This is a genomic window from Arthrobacter gandavensis, assembly GCF_039528575.1.
GTDB lineage: Bacteria > Actinomycetota > Actinomycetes > Actinomycetales > Micrococcaceae > Arthrobacter_B > Arthrobacter_B citreus_B.
This window is the reverse complement of the sequence record NZ_BAAALV010000002.1, coordinates 1,042,040-1,057,924: the sequence shown is the minus strand read 5'-3', so window position 1 is coordinate 1,057,924 and position 15,885 is coordinate 1,042,040. Positions and strand designations below refer to the sequence as shown.

Here is a 15,885-nt window from a genome sequence, read left to right as displayed (position 1 = left end):
CTAGCTGAGCGGACCGCCGAAGATGTCGATTGTGCCTTCCTTCAGGGTGACAATCGCACGCTTGGTGCTCTTGCGCTGTCCCCATCCGAATTTGGTGCGCTTGCGCTTACCGGCACGGTTGATGGTGTTGATCGAGTCGACCTTGACGGAGAAAATCTTCTCCACGGCCAGCTTGATCTCGGTCTTGTTCGAGCGGGGGTCGACCAGGAAGGTGTACTTACCTTCGTCGATCAGGCCGTAGCTCTTTTCCGAGACGACGGGTGCAAGCACCACGTCGCGAGGGTCCTTTGCGGTGGTCGCGCTCACTTGGCGTCCTCCTTGACAGTGTTCTTGCCGACGAACTCGTCGTAGGCGGCCTGGGTGAAGACCACGTCGTCAGCAACGAGCACGTCGTAGGTGTTCAGCTGATCTACGTAGATCACGTGAACATCGGTGAGGTTGCGCACGGAGAGTGCAGCAACATCGTTGGCGCGCTCGATGACAACGAGCATGTTCTTGCGGTCGGTAAGTGAACGCAGCGCTTCGCGTGCAGCCTTGGTGGACGGCGTTTCGCCGGCAACCAGGGTTTCCAGCACGTGGATGCGGCCGTTGCGTGCCCGGTCAGAGAGAGCTCCGCGCAGTGCGGCGGCAATCATCTTCTTGGGGGTGCGCTGGCTGTAGTCGCGGGGCGTCGGTCCGTGGACAACGCCGCCACCGGTCATGTGAGGAGCACGGATTGAACCCTGACGGGCGCGGCCGGTGCCCTTCTGCTTGAACGGCTTGCGGCCTGCACCGGAAACCTCGGCGCGGGTCTTCGTCTTGTGCGTGCCCTGGCGGGCAGCAGCAAGCTGGGCCACAACTACCTGGTGCAGCAGCGGAACGTTCGTCTGAACGTCGAAGATTGCTGCGGGGAATTCAACAGTTGCTTTGTTAGCCATGAGACTAAGCTCCCTTCACGGCGGTGCGTACGAGGACGACCTGGCCGCGGGCGCCGGGAACGGCACCCTTGATCAGCAGCAGCGACTTCTCGGTATCCACAGCGTGGACGGTGAGGTTCATCGTGGTGTGGCGGACGGCGCCCATGCGGCCGGCCATCCGGAGACCCTTGAAGACGCGGCCGGGGGTGGATGCGCCACCGATGGAGCCGGGCTTGCGGTGGTTCTTGTGGGCACCGTGGGAAGCGCCAACGCCGTGGAAGCCGTGACGCTTCATGACACCGGCGAAGCCCTTGCCCTTGGAGGTACCGACGACGTCGACCTTCTGGCCGGCTTCGAACATCTCAACGGAGAGTTCCTGGCCGAGCTCGTAGGTGTCAGCGTCAGCGGTGCGCAGCTCAACAACGTGGCGGCGAGGCGTAACGCCGGCCTTCTCGAAGTGGCCGGCCAGCGGCTTGGTGACCTTGCGGGGATCGATCTGGCCGTAGCCGATCTGAACGGCGGTGTAGCCGTCCTTCTCCGCATTGCGCAGCTGGGTGATGACGTTGGAATCAGCCTGGACCACGGTGACGGGGATGAGCTTGTTGTTCTCGTCCCAGACCTGGGTCATGCCCAGCTTGGTGCCCAGGAGGCCCTTAACCTGGCGGGTAAGTGAAGAAGACATAAGTATCTGCTCCCCCCTACAGCTTGATTTCGATGTTCACGTCTGCAGGCAGGTCAAGACGCATCAGCGAGTCAACGGCCTTAGGCGTGGGGTCAATGATGTCGATCAGACGCTTGTGCGTGCGCATTTCAAAGTGCTCGCGGCTGTCCTTGTACTTGTGCGGCGAACGGATAACGCAGTACACGTTCTTTTCCGTGGGCAGCGGCACGGGGCCTACTACCGTTGCGCCTGCACGCGTGACCGTCTCAACGATCTTCCGTGCTGATACGTCGATGACCTCGTGGTCATACGACTTCAGCCGGATGCGGATTTTTTGTCCCGCCATGGCGTCGTGCCTCTTTCTTCGAGTATTGCTCTCTGTACAGTTTTTGCCCCTGGCGGCCATGGTGGCCCCGGCGCTCCTCCAACAAGCTGAATCCGGAAGCTCCGGGTTCCTCAACCTGCCGAGGCTCCGACCCCCGCGCTCGGGCGTGTCGCAGATTCGAAACTGGCAACACCCGTTCAAGAATGGGGGCGGGTTATATATGGGCTTTTCCCCTGAAGGATCCGACCCTGCGCCAGGCATTATCCTGACCGGGACGCAATCTCATCACGCACACAGTGCCGTGTTAGCGGCCTGCTGAAGCGCGTGCGGGCACAAAAGCGCTTGAACAACTTCTCTAGTCTGCCAGATTAGCGGCCAGAACGCTAATCAGCGCCCAGCGGATGCCTGTGGCTCCTAGCATATGGAGTCACCATGAACCTTAATTTCCCGGTTCATGGCGCGTCATTTCTTCCCAGTCTAGCCCAGCATGGTTCGGCGCTGAAATCCCGTCCTGCCGGACCGGTGCGGACAATGGCCCGCTTCGGGCGGTCAGCGCCCGTTCCGGTTGGACCGGCGGATGCGCTTGGCCCGGTCAATCTCATGGGAGAAGTGCCGGCGGCCCCAGGCCAGCCCGCCAACAACGGCTGCGGCAACGATCAGGAAGATCAGTAGTTCCATCCCCCGAGACTATCGGAACGCACGGCACCCTGTCAGGTCTCTCCCAAACCACCCGGGATTCCGCCTCCGCTGCCCCGGCAGCGGAGAAAGGTGCAGCTGTGGCCTGGGCTCAGCGCTCTTCCAGAACCTCTTCGGCCGGCTGTTCCGGTGCCGTCCGCACACGTGTCAGGCGCCATACCGCCAATGCGATCAGTCCCGCTGCCAGCAGGGCAAGCAGCAGGAAGGTGTATCCGCGCAGGTACCACAGCACGGCGAGCGCCACGCCCGCCGCTCCCCAGATCGTGAACAGTTTCCTGCTGGCCAGCAAACCAAATGCCAGGAGTCCGGCGTGGGCTACAAGTGCCCACAGCTGCTCCCCCGTCCCGCCGGAAGCAACCGTGCCCAGTCCGCTGCAGGAGAGGATCACTGCCGACCCCGCCAGCAGGAACGTTCCCCGGTGACGGCGGCGCCGAACGTATTCCCAGGCTGCGAGCCCGGCCAGAACCACGGCCCAGTACTGTACCGACCAGAAGGGATCCACACCCCCGGCCGCGAACCAGGCAATCCGTTCCACGGCCAGCGCTGCAGGAACGCAGGCTGCCTCGAGGGCGGACTCTCGCAGTGGTCCTGGCACTTCCCTGACCGCAAGCGCGAGGGCCGCGGTGAGGGTCAGCGCCCCGGCTACCGCTGACGCGTTGTATTCCGCCATCGCCGGAACCGCACCCAAAATGAGGACGAAGGAGGATCCGGCTCCCATGATGCGCACACGCAGCCTGGAGACGTTTCCTCCCAGGGACAGGACCAGCCGGATTGCCTGCAGCGCCAACGCTGTCCCCCAGACCGGCCAGAGCAGTCCGTATCCCGGAGGGTACGGCCGGCTAAGCAGTTCCTGCTCGAAGCCCGCAGCAGTAAGCAGCGCTGCCACCAGCAGCAGCGGCGGCATACCGGCCGCAAGCCACGGGATGCTGCGGGTATGGGATACGGCCAGCGCGGCAGCACTGAGCAGGGCGGGGGTCAGCGCTGCCAGCAGCAGGTTACCGCCAGCGGCCGAGGCCGCTGGCAGCACGGCAAGGGAATAGGCCACCGAGGCGGCAAGGAGGGACGTTGCCAGCCGGGCATCGCTGCGCACCCTGATATGCCCCGCAAGGGCTCCCGCGCCCAGGGCAGCCAGAACCAGTCCCGCGGCTGCCGCCGGCATGATCGGCTCCGCGAGCACGGGACCCGGCGCCAGCCTGACGGCGTCAGAGACGGCGAGCGGAAGGATCCCCACGGCATACAGCCCCGGAAACAGCATTGGAACGCCCCGGCCGCGGGCGAACTCTGCCGCGCTGACCGCCATCAGGAGAACGAGCAGCAGGGCAACGACGTCCCGATGGGCCGTTCCCGCATGCAGGGCCGCGTACGCTGCAGGTGCCACGGCCAGGATGCCCACGCTCGTCCAGAATGCCGCCCGTGCCCAAACCGCTGCGGGCCTCGGCTCCAGGACGGTCCGGGCCAGCTGTGCTGCTGCAAGCGCTGCGGCACCGGCCGCCGCCACTGCGTGGATGTCCGCGCCGGCGTCCCTTGCCACCAGCAGTGCCAGCACGCCAGCCAGCAGCTGCGCCGCCAGCAGGTATTGTCCCCGGTGCGCTCTCCGACGCCCGGACAGGAACAATCCGCAGACCAGGGCTGCCAGGACGAGCAGCTCGTAGCCCCTCAGTCCCAGCAGTCCTGCCCCGGTCAAGGCGGCGCCGGTAAAACCCGCCGCGGCCAGGAGCTCCCAGCGCCCCGCGCCAAGCAGAAGCGAACAAACCAGGTTGGCACCAAGCCCCACCCACAACACGCCAAGTGCCCAGGGGGCGTAAGGCCCATCAATCACCCGCACCGCAGGCACGGCGAGTGCTGCAGCCGCTGCCGCAGCCAGGATCAGTCCCGAAGAGTGCGGCACAGGCCTGCCCAGGCCGTTCCTCCGCGCCGCATCCAGCTGGCTCACCACAAACACCGCCGCGGCACTGAGTACGGCAGTGAGCACCGCTGCCGAATCAAGCAAGTCCTCGAACAGCAGGCAGGAAGCAGACACCAGTGCAAGCGCGGATAGCCCTCCCCACCGCAGGGGTTCGACTGCACCCAGGACCACCAGCCGGTCATGGAAGACGGTCCGCAGGATCTGGCCGGCTGCCAGTCCCAGGCTGAGTGCGGCGAAGAAAACGCTGACGGAGTTCCCTGCAGCATCGGCCGCCAGCAGCGCTGCGAGGACCGTCCCGGTAGCCTGTGCGCCTGCGAGGTAGATGCCCCGGAACCCGGTCGAACGGTCCCGGACCAGCACCAGGCAGTAGGCGAGCGCAGCGGCGAAGAGCAGCTCATAGCCCCGGATGCCAAGGACCCCGGCTCCGAGCAGCAGCGCGGCGGCGAATCCTGCAGGCGCCAGGAAGGCGAGACGGGTGTGCCGGTGCAGGACAGCCGTAAGCAGATTGGCCGCAAAAGCCACCCAGAGCACCGAGAGTGTCTGGGCTGCGGCCGGTGTCTCCGCGGTACGCAGGCCCATGCCCAGCAGAAGCACCAGCGAGGCAGCCGCGGCCGGTGCGCCGCGGAACCCTCCGGCCGCACGGGGACGCAGGGCAGCTGCGAGCTGGGCCAGCACCGCACTTCCGGCTGCTGTCAGCAGCAGGACGGTTCCTGTCTCCGCGCGGGCATCAAACGAAAGCACCGCGTAGTACGCCGGCGGCACTGCCGCCAGCGCCAGGAGGGTGCCCCAGCGGAAGGCATGGATGGGCCCATACTCTTCCAGCCGGCTTCCCAGCAGGGTCCGGGCCAGGTGCTGGGCCGCAAGGACCGCGGCGACCACTATGAACACACCGTCCGTGCCAAGGCCGAGGTCCTGGGCCACAAGGGCGGCCAGCACCGTCGTCAGCACCTGCGCTGCGGCGAAGTGGCAGACGCGCAGCCCCGGCACTACCGGTTTCAGGGACTGAAGCAGGCTGTAAACCAGGGCGGCAGCTGTAAGCAGCCCATACCCGCGCACACCGAGCAGCCCTGCACCCAGGACAGCGGCTGCGAAGAAACCGGCGGGAGCGTACACCGCGGCCAGCCGGCCGTTACTGCGCATGGGGAGCAGCGAATAGGCCGCATTGAGCAGCACAATGAGCCACAGCGCAGCTGCTGCCGGTGCATCGGAGGGGAAGTCTTCGAAGCGCACCACCGCGGCAAGCATGAGCGCGGCGGCAGCGGACACGGCGGGCACTGCGCGCGCGAACAGCTCCTTCCTGCCGGATGCTGCTGCCACTACGGACCAGAGCTGGCTGCCCGCAGCTGCCAGGAAGGCAACCGCCGCGCTCCAGCTCCCTGCCGTGTCCGGCGCCTGGTTGCGAAGCACCAGGAAGGCTGCCAGCGGAAGCACGACGGCGGCCGAGGCCCGGGCGGCCAGGACGAAACCAGCCCGCCGTCGGCCTTGGGAGTGCACTGCGCGCAGGACAAAGAAGCCCGTGAGGATACCGAGGTTCAGCAGTACCGGCCACAGCTGGGCCGCGGGTGTGAGCAGGCTGGCAGCAGCAGGAATCAGCACACCTGCAGGAGCCAGGAATTCGGCCCGCCGTGACAGCCGCCATGCCGAGGCGCACAGGGTCAGCTGGATTGCCGCTGCAGATAGGGCGAACAGTGTGCTCTCCCCCGAACCGGCCTGTGAGTCCAGGGCGTAAACCGCTGCGGCTGCCGTTCCGGTGAAGAACTGCAATGCCAGGATGCCCAGGAGGTCCGCCAGGTAAATCTGCCCGGCCCTTTCCTTCTGCCTGCTTCCCCCTGCCACGTCCCCGGGTGGCTGGCTGCTGCGTGCCGTACCGGGCAGGTCAGCTCCCGCCGCTGACTGCAGATACCGCTCCCGGCCTATGAACAGCAGACCGGTCTGCGCGCCGAGCAGGACTGCGGCGGCCAGCAGGGTTGCCTGCCAGCTGTCCGTCAGGCGGAAAGTGAGTATGGCGAAGCCTGCCGTAGCGGCCGACCGCAAGCCGTAGCTGTGGAGCAGCGTCTGGTTCTGCGGCCCCTGCCACAGCAGAACGCCGTAGTAGGCGGCAAAGGCCAGGAAGAGAAGGGCAAGTGGACCTGCCCCCAGGTCCGGGGCCGTCAGGACGGCGGCTGCGGCGGTCGCCGGCACCAGGAACCGATGTGAGGTGACGAAGGCTTCCAGATAGATATTGAGCAGCCAGCCCGGTTTCCGAATGGCGGCCAAGCTGATCAGGGTGGCCAGCAGGACCGTGCAGATGAAGTACCACACGATCCCGGAGCGCAGCGTGGCACCCGATGCCAGGGCTGTGGAGAGCAGGAACGTCAGCGCCAGATAGGACACAACGCGGCTTTCCAGCCGGGCGGCAGCGTAGGCAAAGGCTGCCGTTCCCGCCACGGAGGTGATGAGCCATGCCAGTACGGGGTCCGGAAGGATCAGGTTGTAGAACGCCAGGCCGACGACTGGAATGAGTGCCAGCCCGGTGCCGGTAAACGCAACTGCCGCCGGCCGGAGGGCCTTTTTCCGTGAGTGAATCACCAGCCCGGATGCGTAGAAGAGCGCCGCCAGTGCTGCCACGCCCGCGAACCGTGCCTGCTCCGGGATGGATATCCCAATGAACAAGGCAGCTGCCGCCACCAGCAGGAGGCTGCCCGAATACAGTGTGATGTTGATGTTGCGCAGGTCCCTGCGTCGTTTCTGCTCGGTCAGCTCCGCTTCCGTCAGCGGCGGGCGCTGAGGCGGGATGACCGGTGCATGGGGAACCCGGGAAACCGGTTCGCTCAGCACGGGGTTGCCGGGACCCGGTGCGCCGGGACCGGCAGGCATCCGCTGCGGCGGGCCGGACGACGGCGCAGAGAGGGGCGGGTTAGGCGACTGAGGCGCAGCTGGCCGAGGCGCATAGGACTCAGGCACCGCGGGCCGAGGCACATAGGACTCAGGCACCGCGGGCCGAGGCACATAGGACTCAGGCACCGCGGGCCGAGGCACATAGGACTCAGGCACCGCGGAAGCCGGGGCAACGGGGGAAGTCCGCGGCGCCGGCGGGACGGGCGGCAGCAGCAGCGGGGGCAACCGGGTCTCCGGTCCAGGCGCCGCCTGCGATGCAGGAGTCCCCTGCCGGGTAAGGGAAGCGTGCGGAGTAACTGAAATGTGGGGAGTAACGGAAGGTTCCGCACCGGGGGCGGCATCACGCCGGCCGGCCGCATAGCCCTCCTCGAAGATCTGCGCGGGATGGGGCAGAGTCCTGCCGTATCCGTAGGCGCCGGAGGCATTTCCGCCGGGAACTCGCCTCCGTCTGGAGGTCAGCCGTCCCACCGCGAATCCCGCCCCCGCGACGACGAGAAAAAAGATGAACTCCCCCATGACCTGCTGCTTTCCCCCTAGACAACTAGACCCGCCCATCCTAGATGGCCTTCGCCGAAGGTGCTCGGCGGCATGCCCTCATGTTCAAAAGTCCGTCCCTTGGCGGCCAATGCCGCCGCTTCGGGGCCGCTGCGTCTCCGGCCTGTTCCGGCCCCTCCGGGCAACTGGTAACGTCGGCCCCGGGGTGGCCGCCAGAGAAGGACAGCCGGCGGAAGGGCTTGAATGCCATGTATCTTTCGGTCCTGGGAACCCAGCAGCGCATCTATGGTGAAGCACAGGTGCCCAACTCGAAATACCACGCCCACCGGGCCTTGATTCTCGCCTCGCTAGCCCCTGGAATCAGCAGGATCACTGGCCTTACCGATGCCCGCCACGTTCGCTACACAGTGGCCATGCTCCGCCAGCTTGGAACCCGGATCGACATCGACGGCGGCACGTACGTAGTGCACGGCGGACCGTACCGGCCGGTCCGGAACGAAGTATCTGCGGGCAGTTCCGGCACCACCCTGTACTTCATGGTGGGACTGGCAGCGCTGGGCACCAGGGACGTCACCGTGACGGGCCAAAAGTATTTCCAGCGCCGCCCCATCGGTCCCCTGCTCGCCGCCCTGTCCCAGATGGGGCTCGACGTCGACTCCCCCACCGGCTGCCCCCCGATCCGCGTGCGGGCCCGCCGGCCCGCCGGCGGCGAAGTCCACATTGCCGGGACGCTGTCCCAGTGGATTTCCGGTCTGCTGCTGCTCGCTCCGTTCGCAGAACAGCCCACTTCCGTAGTGGTGGACGGGACCCTGAATGAACGCACCTACCTGGAACTGACCGTCCGGATGATGCGCAGTTTCGGCCTTCAGGTCGACGTCGGGGACGACTGGCACCGCTTTGACATACCACCCAACCAGGAGGCGGTACCCGCGCAGCTGCGGATGCCGGAGGACATCGGTTCGGCTGCCTTCGGCCTGGCCGCCGCCGCACTGCATCCGTCCGATCTCCTGCTGCGCGGGCTCCGGTCCGTCACTGCCCGCGGGGCAGACCATCCCGAAGCGCATTTCCTGGACATTGCTGCTGCCATGGGACTGCCCATGGATTACGACGCCGGCCGGGACGGGGTACGGATCCGGCACGACGGGCTGCGGCTGCAGAGCACGGACATCGACTGCAGGCTGGTTCCGGACATGCTTCCGGTCCTCTCCGTCATGGCCGCCTGCGCTGACGGGGAGAGTGTCTTCCGGAATGTCGGCCATGTTCGGCTGAAGGAATCTGACCGGGTGGCCGCAATGGCCCAGCTGAACTCCATGGGCGCGGGCATCAGGACCGCGGGAAGCGACCTGGTGGTACGGGGCGCGGAGACCCTCACGGCAGCAAATCTCTCTTCCTTCAACGACCACCGGGTATTGATGTCCCTCGCCGTCGCTGCCTCCGGAGCCGTGGGACGCAGCACCCTCAGCTATCCCCATGCCTATCGCATCTCCTATCCGGAGTTCCTGGATGCCATGAATTCATTTGGCCTGCGGATGCAGGTGGAGGACGGTCCGGTGCCCCGGCGCAGCCCGGCCAGGAGTTCCCGTTCCCGGGCTGCGCGGAGCACCGCAGCATCGCCTGAGGCAGCATCACGGGTTCCCGCCTCGGACTGGGTGCGCCGGTGGGCCCGTGAGCGTCCGGGTCAAACAGCCGTGGTGGATGGACGTCCGCAGGACTCCGGGCACCTGACCTGGGCCCAGCTCGACGCCGGCGCAGACAAGGTGGCGGCCCTGCTGTTGGATCTGGGGGTGCGTCCCGGGGAACGGGTCGCGTTCCAGCTGCCCAACTGGGCTGAGTTCGTGCTCCTGAGCACCGCGGTGCTGCGCATCGGCGCCGTCGCTTCGCCGATCATGCCCATCTTCCGGGAGCGGGAAGTGGCGTTTGCCCTGCACCGTTCCCGCGCCGCCGTCGTCGTAGTCCCTGAAGAATTCCGCGGCCGCCGTTACGCACAGGAACTGGCCGGGATACTCTCTGCCGGCACCGGGACGGACCCTGGGTATGACCTCGATGTCCGGCATGTCCTGGTGATCGGCGGCGCTGCCCCGGCGTTCCAGGGGAACCAAAGCGTCACCTGGCACGGCTGGGAGCAGGAGCTGGGCGAGACGATCGTTGACCGGGAGAGGATCGATGCTGCGGCACCGGCCGCCGATGCCGCAGCCCAGTTGCTGTTAACCTCCGGTACCACCGGCGAGCCCAAGGCGGTGCTTCACCGGCATTCAACCCTTTCGCGTGCCGCCGCGCTGCAGGCACAGCATCTGGGCCTGCACGCAGGCGACACTGTGTTCATCCCCTCCCCGCTGGCGCACCAGACCGGTTTCCTGTACGGCATGTGGCTTTCCTTTGTACTGGGGGTTCCGCAGATCCTGCAGCCGGTCTGGGATCCGGTCCGGGCCCTGAACCTGCTGCAGGGCTGGAAGGGAAGCTTTGTGCAGGCAGCCACCCCTTTCCTGGCCGATCTCGTGAAGGCTGTGGAAGCCGGGGCGCCTGCCCCTGAGAGCCTGCGGATCTTCGTGAACACCGGCGCCGGCGTTCCCCGGCATCTCGCGGAGCAGGCCACCCGGGTGCTTGGCGCATGGGTCTGCGGCGCCTTTGGCACCACGGAGACCTGCCTGGGTGCAGTGTCCTCCCCCGGTTGCGACACTGCGCTGGTCTGGGGTACTGACGGTCAGCTGCTTCCCGGGGTGAAGGCCCGGATCGTCAGCGACGACGGCCAGCGGCTGCCTGCAGGGGCCGAAGGCAACTTTGAGCTGCTCAGCCCCACCATGTTCGAGGGCTACCTTGACCGGCCGGACCTGACCAAGGAAGCCTTCACCGACGACGGCTGGTACCGCACCGGAGACCTGGCCACGCTGGACGATGCCGGGTACCTGCGCATCACCGGAAGGGTGCGTGATGTCATCAACCGAGGCGGGGAGAAGATCCCGGTCGCCGAAATCGAACAGCTCCTGTACCGCCATCCGGCCATCGACGACGTCGCCCTGGCGGCCATGCCCGATCCGCGCCTTGGCGAGCGTGCCTGTGCCTTTGTGGTTCCGGTCCCGGGTGCCAGCCCCACCCTGGCAGAAATCTCCCGGTACCTGGACAGCTGCCAGGTCGCCAAGCACTATTGGCCGGAGCGGCTGGAGCTGCTGGAAGCCATCCCCAGAAACCCGGTAGGCAAGGTCCAGAAGTTCGTCCTTCGGGACAGGGCACTGCAATTTGCCCCGAATGTCCCGGCCGGCACAGACAGGAGCGAGGCGTGAAGACCAGCAGCGTCAATTCCGGAACAGCGGGAGCTGACGGACGCGGCAGCTCGATCCCCGAAGAGCAGTACCAGGCGCTGCTTACCCGCGTCACTGATTGGGTTCAAGGGCCGGGTGAGGCATGGGCGGATGAAATCGAGTCGACGGGCACCGTGCCGGATGAACTGTGGAAACAGCTGCGGACCGAAGGATTCCTCTCCCTCGCGGCACCGCGGGAGATCGGCGGGGCCGGGCTGAGCTTCCTGCAGTGGATGGGCCTCATGGAAGTGTTCTCCCGCTCCCATGCGTCGGTGCGGATGATCGTGCACGTGGTCAATGGAACCTGGCGGGCCATGAATCCTTTTGCGGATGAGGCCCAGCGGCAAAGATTCGTTGTGCCCGCCGTCGCCGGGGAATCGGTGGTGGCCTTCACCCTGACCGAGCCCGCCAACGGCAGCGGCGTGGACATCACGTCTTCCGTCCGGCGCGACGGAGACATGTATTTCCTCTCCGGAGCCAAGCACCTGATCACCTTTGGAGTCCGCTGTGACTATTGGCTGCTCTTCGCCCGGCTGGAAGGGACTACGGGCAGGGAAGGGACGGTCGCCCTGCTGGTGGACCGCAATACCCCGGGGGCCGAGGTGGAGGATACGTCCCGGACCATGGGAGTACGCGGCACCGACCACGCGTCCCTAACGTTCACGAACGCACCCGTTCCGGTAGCCAACCGGTTGGGCGCCGAAGGCGAAGGACTGGCAGTCGCCCTCGGCGGCTTCCTGACCCCCAGCCGCGTTTCGGTGGCCATGAGCTGTGTGGGCCTGGCCCAGCGGGCGCAGGAGCTGGCGCTTCACTACGCTGCCCGGCGCACCACGTTCGGCAAACCGCTCTCCTCCCGGCAGGCCATTGCCTTTAGCCTGGCCGAAAACGCTGCGGACATCGCCGCAGCCAAGGCCCTCACCCTCACGGCGGCGGCCGCGTGGCAGAATGCCGAACCGGACGCCCCGGCGCTCTCATCCATGGCGAAGCTGACCGCCGTGGACATGCTGGGCAGGGTCACCGACAAGGCCCTGCAGGTGCACGGCGGCATTGGCTACTGGCAGTCCCAGCCCATTGAACGGGTCTACCGCGACGCCCGTGCCCAGCGCTTCGAAGAGGGCACCAATGAGATCCAGAAGTCCGTCATAGCCAAAGCCATTCTCGGCGGGGCAGCGGGATAGGACACCGCGTGCATTCGGACCCGCGGCCGGGAGTGCGCCGGCATCCGCACGCGTTCGCCGCAGGCAGCATCGGTCCGCTGGCGCTGCCGCACCGCATCATCATGGGCAGCATGCACCTGAACTTCGAAGCTGACCCGGCAGCGCTGGCGGCGTTCTACGCCGAGCGGGCAGCGGGCGGAGCCGCCCTGATCGTCACCGGTGGCGCCGCCGTGAACCGGGAGGGGTCCGGCGGCCGGACCTACCTGGTCTGCGGTGAGCCGGCTTTCACGAGGGCCGCGCAGGCGGCACTGAGGGCAGTGCACGACGCCGGCGGGATGCTGGCGCTGCAGCTGTTCCACGCCGGGCGCTATGCCTTCAGGGAGACCTACGGCCTGCAGCCGCTGGCACCTTCGGCCGTGTGGTCCGGCTATTCCAGGGCGCTGCCCCTCGCCCTCGACGAGGAACAGATTGGGCTGACCCTCCGGGACTTCGCCGCGGCTGCTCGGCAGGCCCGGGATTTGGGGTTCGACGCGGTTGAAATCATGGGATCCGAGGGGTATCTGCTCAACCAGTTCGCTTCCCCGTTGACTAACCGGCGCCACGACGCTTGGGGCGGGGACGCTGCCCGCCGGCAGGCCTTCCCCCTGGCTGTCCTCGCCGCCGTCCGGTCTGCGGCAGGCAGGGACTTTCCGGTCATTTTCCGTATGTCCGGAGCAGACCTCGTGCAGGGCGAAGCGCCCCAGGAGGAATACAGTGCCTTGGCCGCGGCCCTCGCGGATGCCGGGGCGGATGCACTGAACATCGGCATCGGCTGGCACGAATCCCGGCTCCCGACGGTCCAGGCACTCGTGCCCCACGGTACCTGGCTGCCCATTGCTTCCCGGATCCGTGCAGACCTCCGCAGCCGCGGCATCCAGGTTCCCGTGATCGGTTCAAACCGCATCAACTCTGTGGCACAGGCCGACGCTGCGATCGCCGCCGGAAACGTTGACTTCGTGTCCATGGCACGGCCTTTCCTGGCTGACCCGCGGATCCTCGCCAAGACGAAGGCAGGCCGCAGCGACCTGGTGAATACCTGCATTGCCTGCAACGAGGCCTGCATCGACCGGTCCCTGGGTACCGAGCCGGTGTCCTGCCTGGTGAATCCACGGGCAGGGCGGGAAACCGTTTTCCCCGCCGGCATCCCCGGGGCCGTTGGCCCTCCGGGAACCCCGGTTGCCGTGGTCGGTGCCGGACCGGCCGGAATGCAGGCTGCCGCGACGCTGGCCGCCTCCGGCGCCCTGGTGCATCTCTTCGAAGCCGAAGCTGAAATCGGCGGCCAGTTCCGCCTGGCCCGGGTTGTGCCGGGGAAGTCCGACTTCGCCCAGACCATCCGCTATTTTTCCAGCGAACTCCCAAGGCTGGGAGTGCACGTCCATACCGGAGTGAAGGCATCGGCGAATTCCCTGGCGGGCTTCAGCCACGTCGTGGACGCCACCGGTGTCCGGCCACGGACAGTGCAGCTGCCAGGCTCCGGTGTGACGGTGCTGGACTACCATCAGGCCTTCGCGGACCCGGCAGGACTGCCGCGCCGCATCGCCGTCATCGGGGGCGGCGGCATAGCAGTGGACCTTGCACACCTGCTGCTGCAGCAAGGGACGTTCACGCCGCCTGAGCCCGAGTCCGGTGCCGTCCGCCGGTTCAGTCGCGAGCATCTGGCCTCCGGCCCGCAGCAGCCGGGCTTCCGGGAAATCACCCTGCTGCGCCGGGGTCCGCGCATTGGGGAAGGCATTGGGCCATCCACCCGCTGGGCCGTACTCCAGGCTCTGCGCAATTCCGGTGCCGTCCTGCGCACGGGGGTCAGCTACCGGGAACTGGTTCCCGAAGGCCTGCTCATAGAAGGACCGGACGGGTCGGCTGAGCTGATCGCGGCGGACGCGGTCGTCATCGCTGCCGGCCAGGTGGAGAACACGGTGCTGCAGCGGGGACTCACTGCCGCAGGCCTCCCCCACACGGTCATCGGCGGGGCGCATTCGGCGGCCGGCCTCAACGCTGCGCTGGCGTTCGCCCAGGGCCTGGAGGCAGGCACGGACATCGCCGCCCTCCTGGCAAGCGGCGCCCCGGGAACGCAGAAGGGCCCCGCTGCCGTAGCAGCGGGGCCCTTCAAAGCTGAACCAAAAGGCCCGGCGTCAGAACATCAAATTACTTGATGATCTTGGTGACACGGCCGGATCCAACGGTGCGGCCTCCTTCGCGGATAGCGAAGCCGAGGCCTTCTTCCATTGCGATCGGCTGGATCAGTTCAACGGTCATTTCGGTGTTGTCACCGGGCATAACCATTTCCGTACCCTCGGGCAGGGTGATAACACCCGTGACGTCGGTGGTGCGGAAGTAGAACTGCGGGCGGTAGTTCGAGTAGAACGGGTTGTGGCGGCCGCCTTCATCCTTGGACAGGATGTAGACGTTGGCCTCGAAGTCGGTGTGCGGGGTGATGGAACCCGGCTTGACGACAACCTGGCCACGCTCTACGTCTTCGCGCTTGATGCCGCGGAGCAGCAGGCCACAGTTCTCGCCGGCCCATGCTTCGTCGAGCTGCTTGTGGAACATCTCGATACCGGTAACCGTGGTCTTCTGGATCGGGCGGATGCCAACGATCTCGACCTCGGAGTTGATAGCGAGGGTACCGCGCTCGGCGCGGCCCGTAACAACGGTGCCACGGCCGGTGATGGTGAAGACGTCCTCGATCGGCATCAGGAACGGCTTGTCCTTGTCGCGAACGGGGTCCGGAACGTTGTTGTCAACGGCTTCCATGAGTTCTTCGACGGACGCAACCCACTTGGGGTCGCCTTCCAGTGCCTTCAGGCCGGAAACGCGAACGACGGGAGCGTTGTCGCCGTCGAACTCCTGGGAGCTCAGCAGTTCGCGAACTTCCATTTCCACGAGGTCGAGGAGTTCCTCGTCCTCAACCATGTCGGACTTGTTCAGCGCGACCAGCAGGTAGGGAACACCAACCTGGCGGGCAAGCAGAACGTGCTCGCGGGTCTGAGCCATCGGGCCGTCAGTGGCGGCAACCACGAGGATTGCACCGTCCATCTGAGCAGCGCCGGTGATCATGTTCTTGATGTAGTCAGCGTGGCCCGGGGCGTCAACGTGTGCGTAGTGACGCTTCTCGGTCTGGTACTCAATGTGCGAGATGTTGATGGTGATACCGCGCTGACGCTCTTCCGGCGCGGAGTCAATAGCAGCGAAGTCGCGCTGCTCGTTCAGGTCAGGGTACTTGTCAGCAAGCACCTTTGAAATGGCAGCGGTCAACGTGGTCTTTCCATGGTCAACGTGACCAATGGTGCCGATGTTGACGTGCGGCTTAGTCCGCTCGAACTTTGCCTTCGCCACGGGTTCCTCCTAGAAAGGTTAGAAGACTCAATCACCAGCCGCGCTTCTCGCAACTGATCCGATACAAGTCTACTTGGGGCTGTTTATTTGATGAAATTGCCTTGTGCCGCGGTCCCCGCAGGTTCCGCCCAGTCTGGCCGTGCGGCCCGTCCGTCCGGGTCTCCCCCTGGGACGGGCCGCACATGGCCGGCGTTCCGGATTACC

Annotated in this window: 10 protein-coding genes; 3 read left to right on the top strand and 7 right to left on the bottom strand. The window is 66.3% G+C overall.

What is annotated here, in order from left to right; genetic code table 11:
- The 6 genes from rplW to ABFX29_RS08185 all read right to left on the bottom strand — a co-directional run bounded on the left by rplW (window position 1) and on the right by ABFX29_RS08185 (window position 7,301).
- Window positions 1–306, bottom strand: coding sequence for a 50S ribosomal protein L23 (gene rplW / locus ABFX29_RS08210; protein ID WP_055239348.1), 306 nt, complete (start codon window positions 304–306; stop codon window positions 1–3).
- Complete coding sequence (gene rplD, locus ABFX29_RS08205; RefSeq protein ID WP_152226477.1) at window positions 303–917, bottom strand: 50S ribosomal protein L4; 615 nt, start codon at window positions 915–917, stop codon at window positions 303–305. The genes rplW and rplD overlap by 4 nt, the downstream gene beginning before the upstream one ends.
- Window positions 918–921: 4 nt before the next feature.
- Window positions 922–1,578, bottom strand: a complete 657-nt coding sequence (gene rplC / locus ABFX29_RS08200) for a 50S ribosomal protein L3 (RefSeq protein WP_055239346.1) — start codon at window positions 1,576–1,578, stop codon at window positions 922–924.
- A gap of 16 nt (window positions 1,579–1,594) precedes the next feature.
- Window positions 1,595–1,903 (bottom strand): 30S ribosomal protein S10, encoded by a 309-nt coding sequence (rpsJ, locus tag ABFX29_RS08195; RefSeq protein WP_003803825.1) that lies wholly within the window; start codon window positions 1,901–1,903, stop codon window positions 1,595–1,597.
- Between the two features lie 528 nt (window positions 1,904–2,431).
- Window positions 2,432–2,560: a hypothetical protein gene (locus ABFX29_RS08190; RefSeq protein ID WP_275124619.1), complete on the bottom strand. Its 129-nt coding sequence runs from the start codon at window positions 2,558–2,560 to the stop codon at window positions 2,432–2,434.
- Between the two features lie 109 nt (window positions 2,561–2,669).
- Window positions 2,670–7,301, bottom strand: a complete 4,632-nt coding sequence (locus ABFX29_RS08185; RefSeq protein ID WP_152226474.1) for a hypothetical protein — start codon at window positions 7,299–7,301, stop codon at window positions 2,670–2,672.
- A gap of 803 nt (window positions 7,302–8,104) precedes the next feature.
- Here ABFX29_RS08185 and aroA point away from each other — a divergent pair.
- From aroA to ABFX29_RS08170, 3 genes are read left to right on the top strand one after another with little or no spacing between them, the layout of a single operon-like run.
- Window positions 8,105–11,134, top strand: a complete 3,030-nt coding sequence (gene aroA / locus ABFX29_RS08180; protein WP_152226472.1) for a 3-phosphoshikimate 1-carboxyvinyltransferase — start codon at window positions 8,105–8,107, stop codon at window positions 11,132–11,134.
- Window positions 11,131–12,330, top strand: a complete 1,200-nt coding sequence (locus tag ABFX29_RS08175; RefSeq protein ID WP_211372342.1) for an acyl-CoA dehydrogenase family protein — start codon at window positions 11,131–11,133, stop codon at window positions 12,328–12,330. Before aroA ends, ABFX29_RS08175 begins: the two co-directional genes overlap by 4 nt.
- Before the next feature lie 8 nt (window positions 12,331–12,338).
- Window positions 12,339–14,498 (top strand): oxidoreductase, encoded by a 2,160-nt coding sequence (locus tag ABFX29_RS08170; protein ID WP_211372341.1) that lies wholly within the window; start codon window positions 12,339–12,341, stop codon window positions 14,496–14,498.
- On the opposite strand, the gene tuf is transcribed toward ABFX29_RS08170, so the two are convergent.
- Window positions 14,491–15,681, bottom strand: coding sequence for an elongation factor Tu (tuf, locus tag ABFX29_RS08165; RefSeq protein ID WP_055239344.1), 1,191 nt, complete (start codon window positions 15,679–15,681; stop codon window positions 14,491–14,493). The two genes, ABFX29_RS08170 and tuf, sit on opposite strands and share 8 nt — an antisense overlap.
- Between the last annotated feature and the right edge of the window lie 204 nt (window positions 15,682–15,885).

Excerpts from the sequence above, each read along its gene's own strand:
- rplC (WP_055239346.1), bottom strand. The coding sequence starts at position 1,578 with ATGTCTTCTTCACTTACCCGCCAGGTTAAGGGCCTCCTGGGCACCAAG.
- ABFX29_RS08190 (WP_275124619.1), bottom strand. The coding sequence starts at position 2,560 with ATGGAACTACTGATCTTCCTGATCGTTGCCGCAGCCGTTGTTGGCGGG.
- rpsJ (WP_003803825.1), bottom strand. The coding sequence starts at position 1,903 with ATGGCGGGACAAAAAATCCGCATCCGGCTGAAGTCGTATGACCACGAG.
- rplD (WP_152226477.1), bottom strand. The coding sequence starts at position 917 with ATGGCTAACAAAGCAACTGTTGAATTCCCCGCAGCAATCTTCGACGTT.
- aroA (WP_152226472.1), top strand. The coding sequence starts at position 8,105 with ATGTATCTTTCGGTCCTGGGAACCCAGCAGCGCATCTATGGTGAAGCA.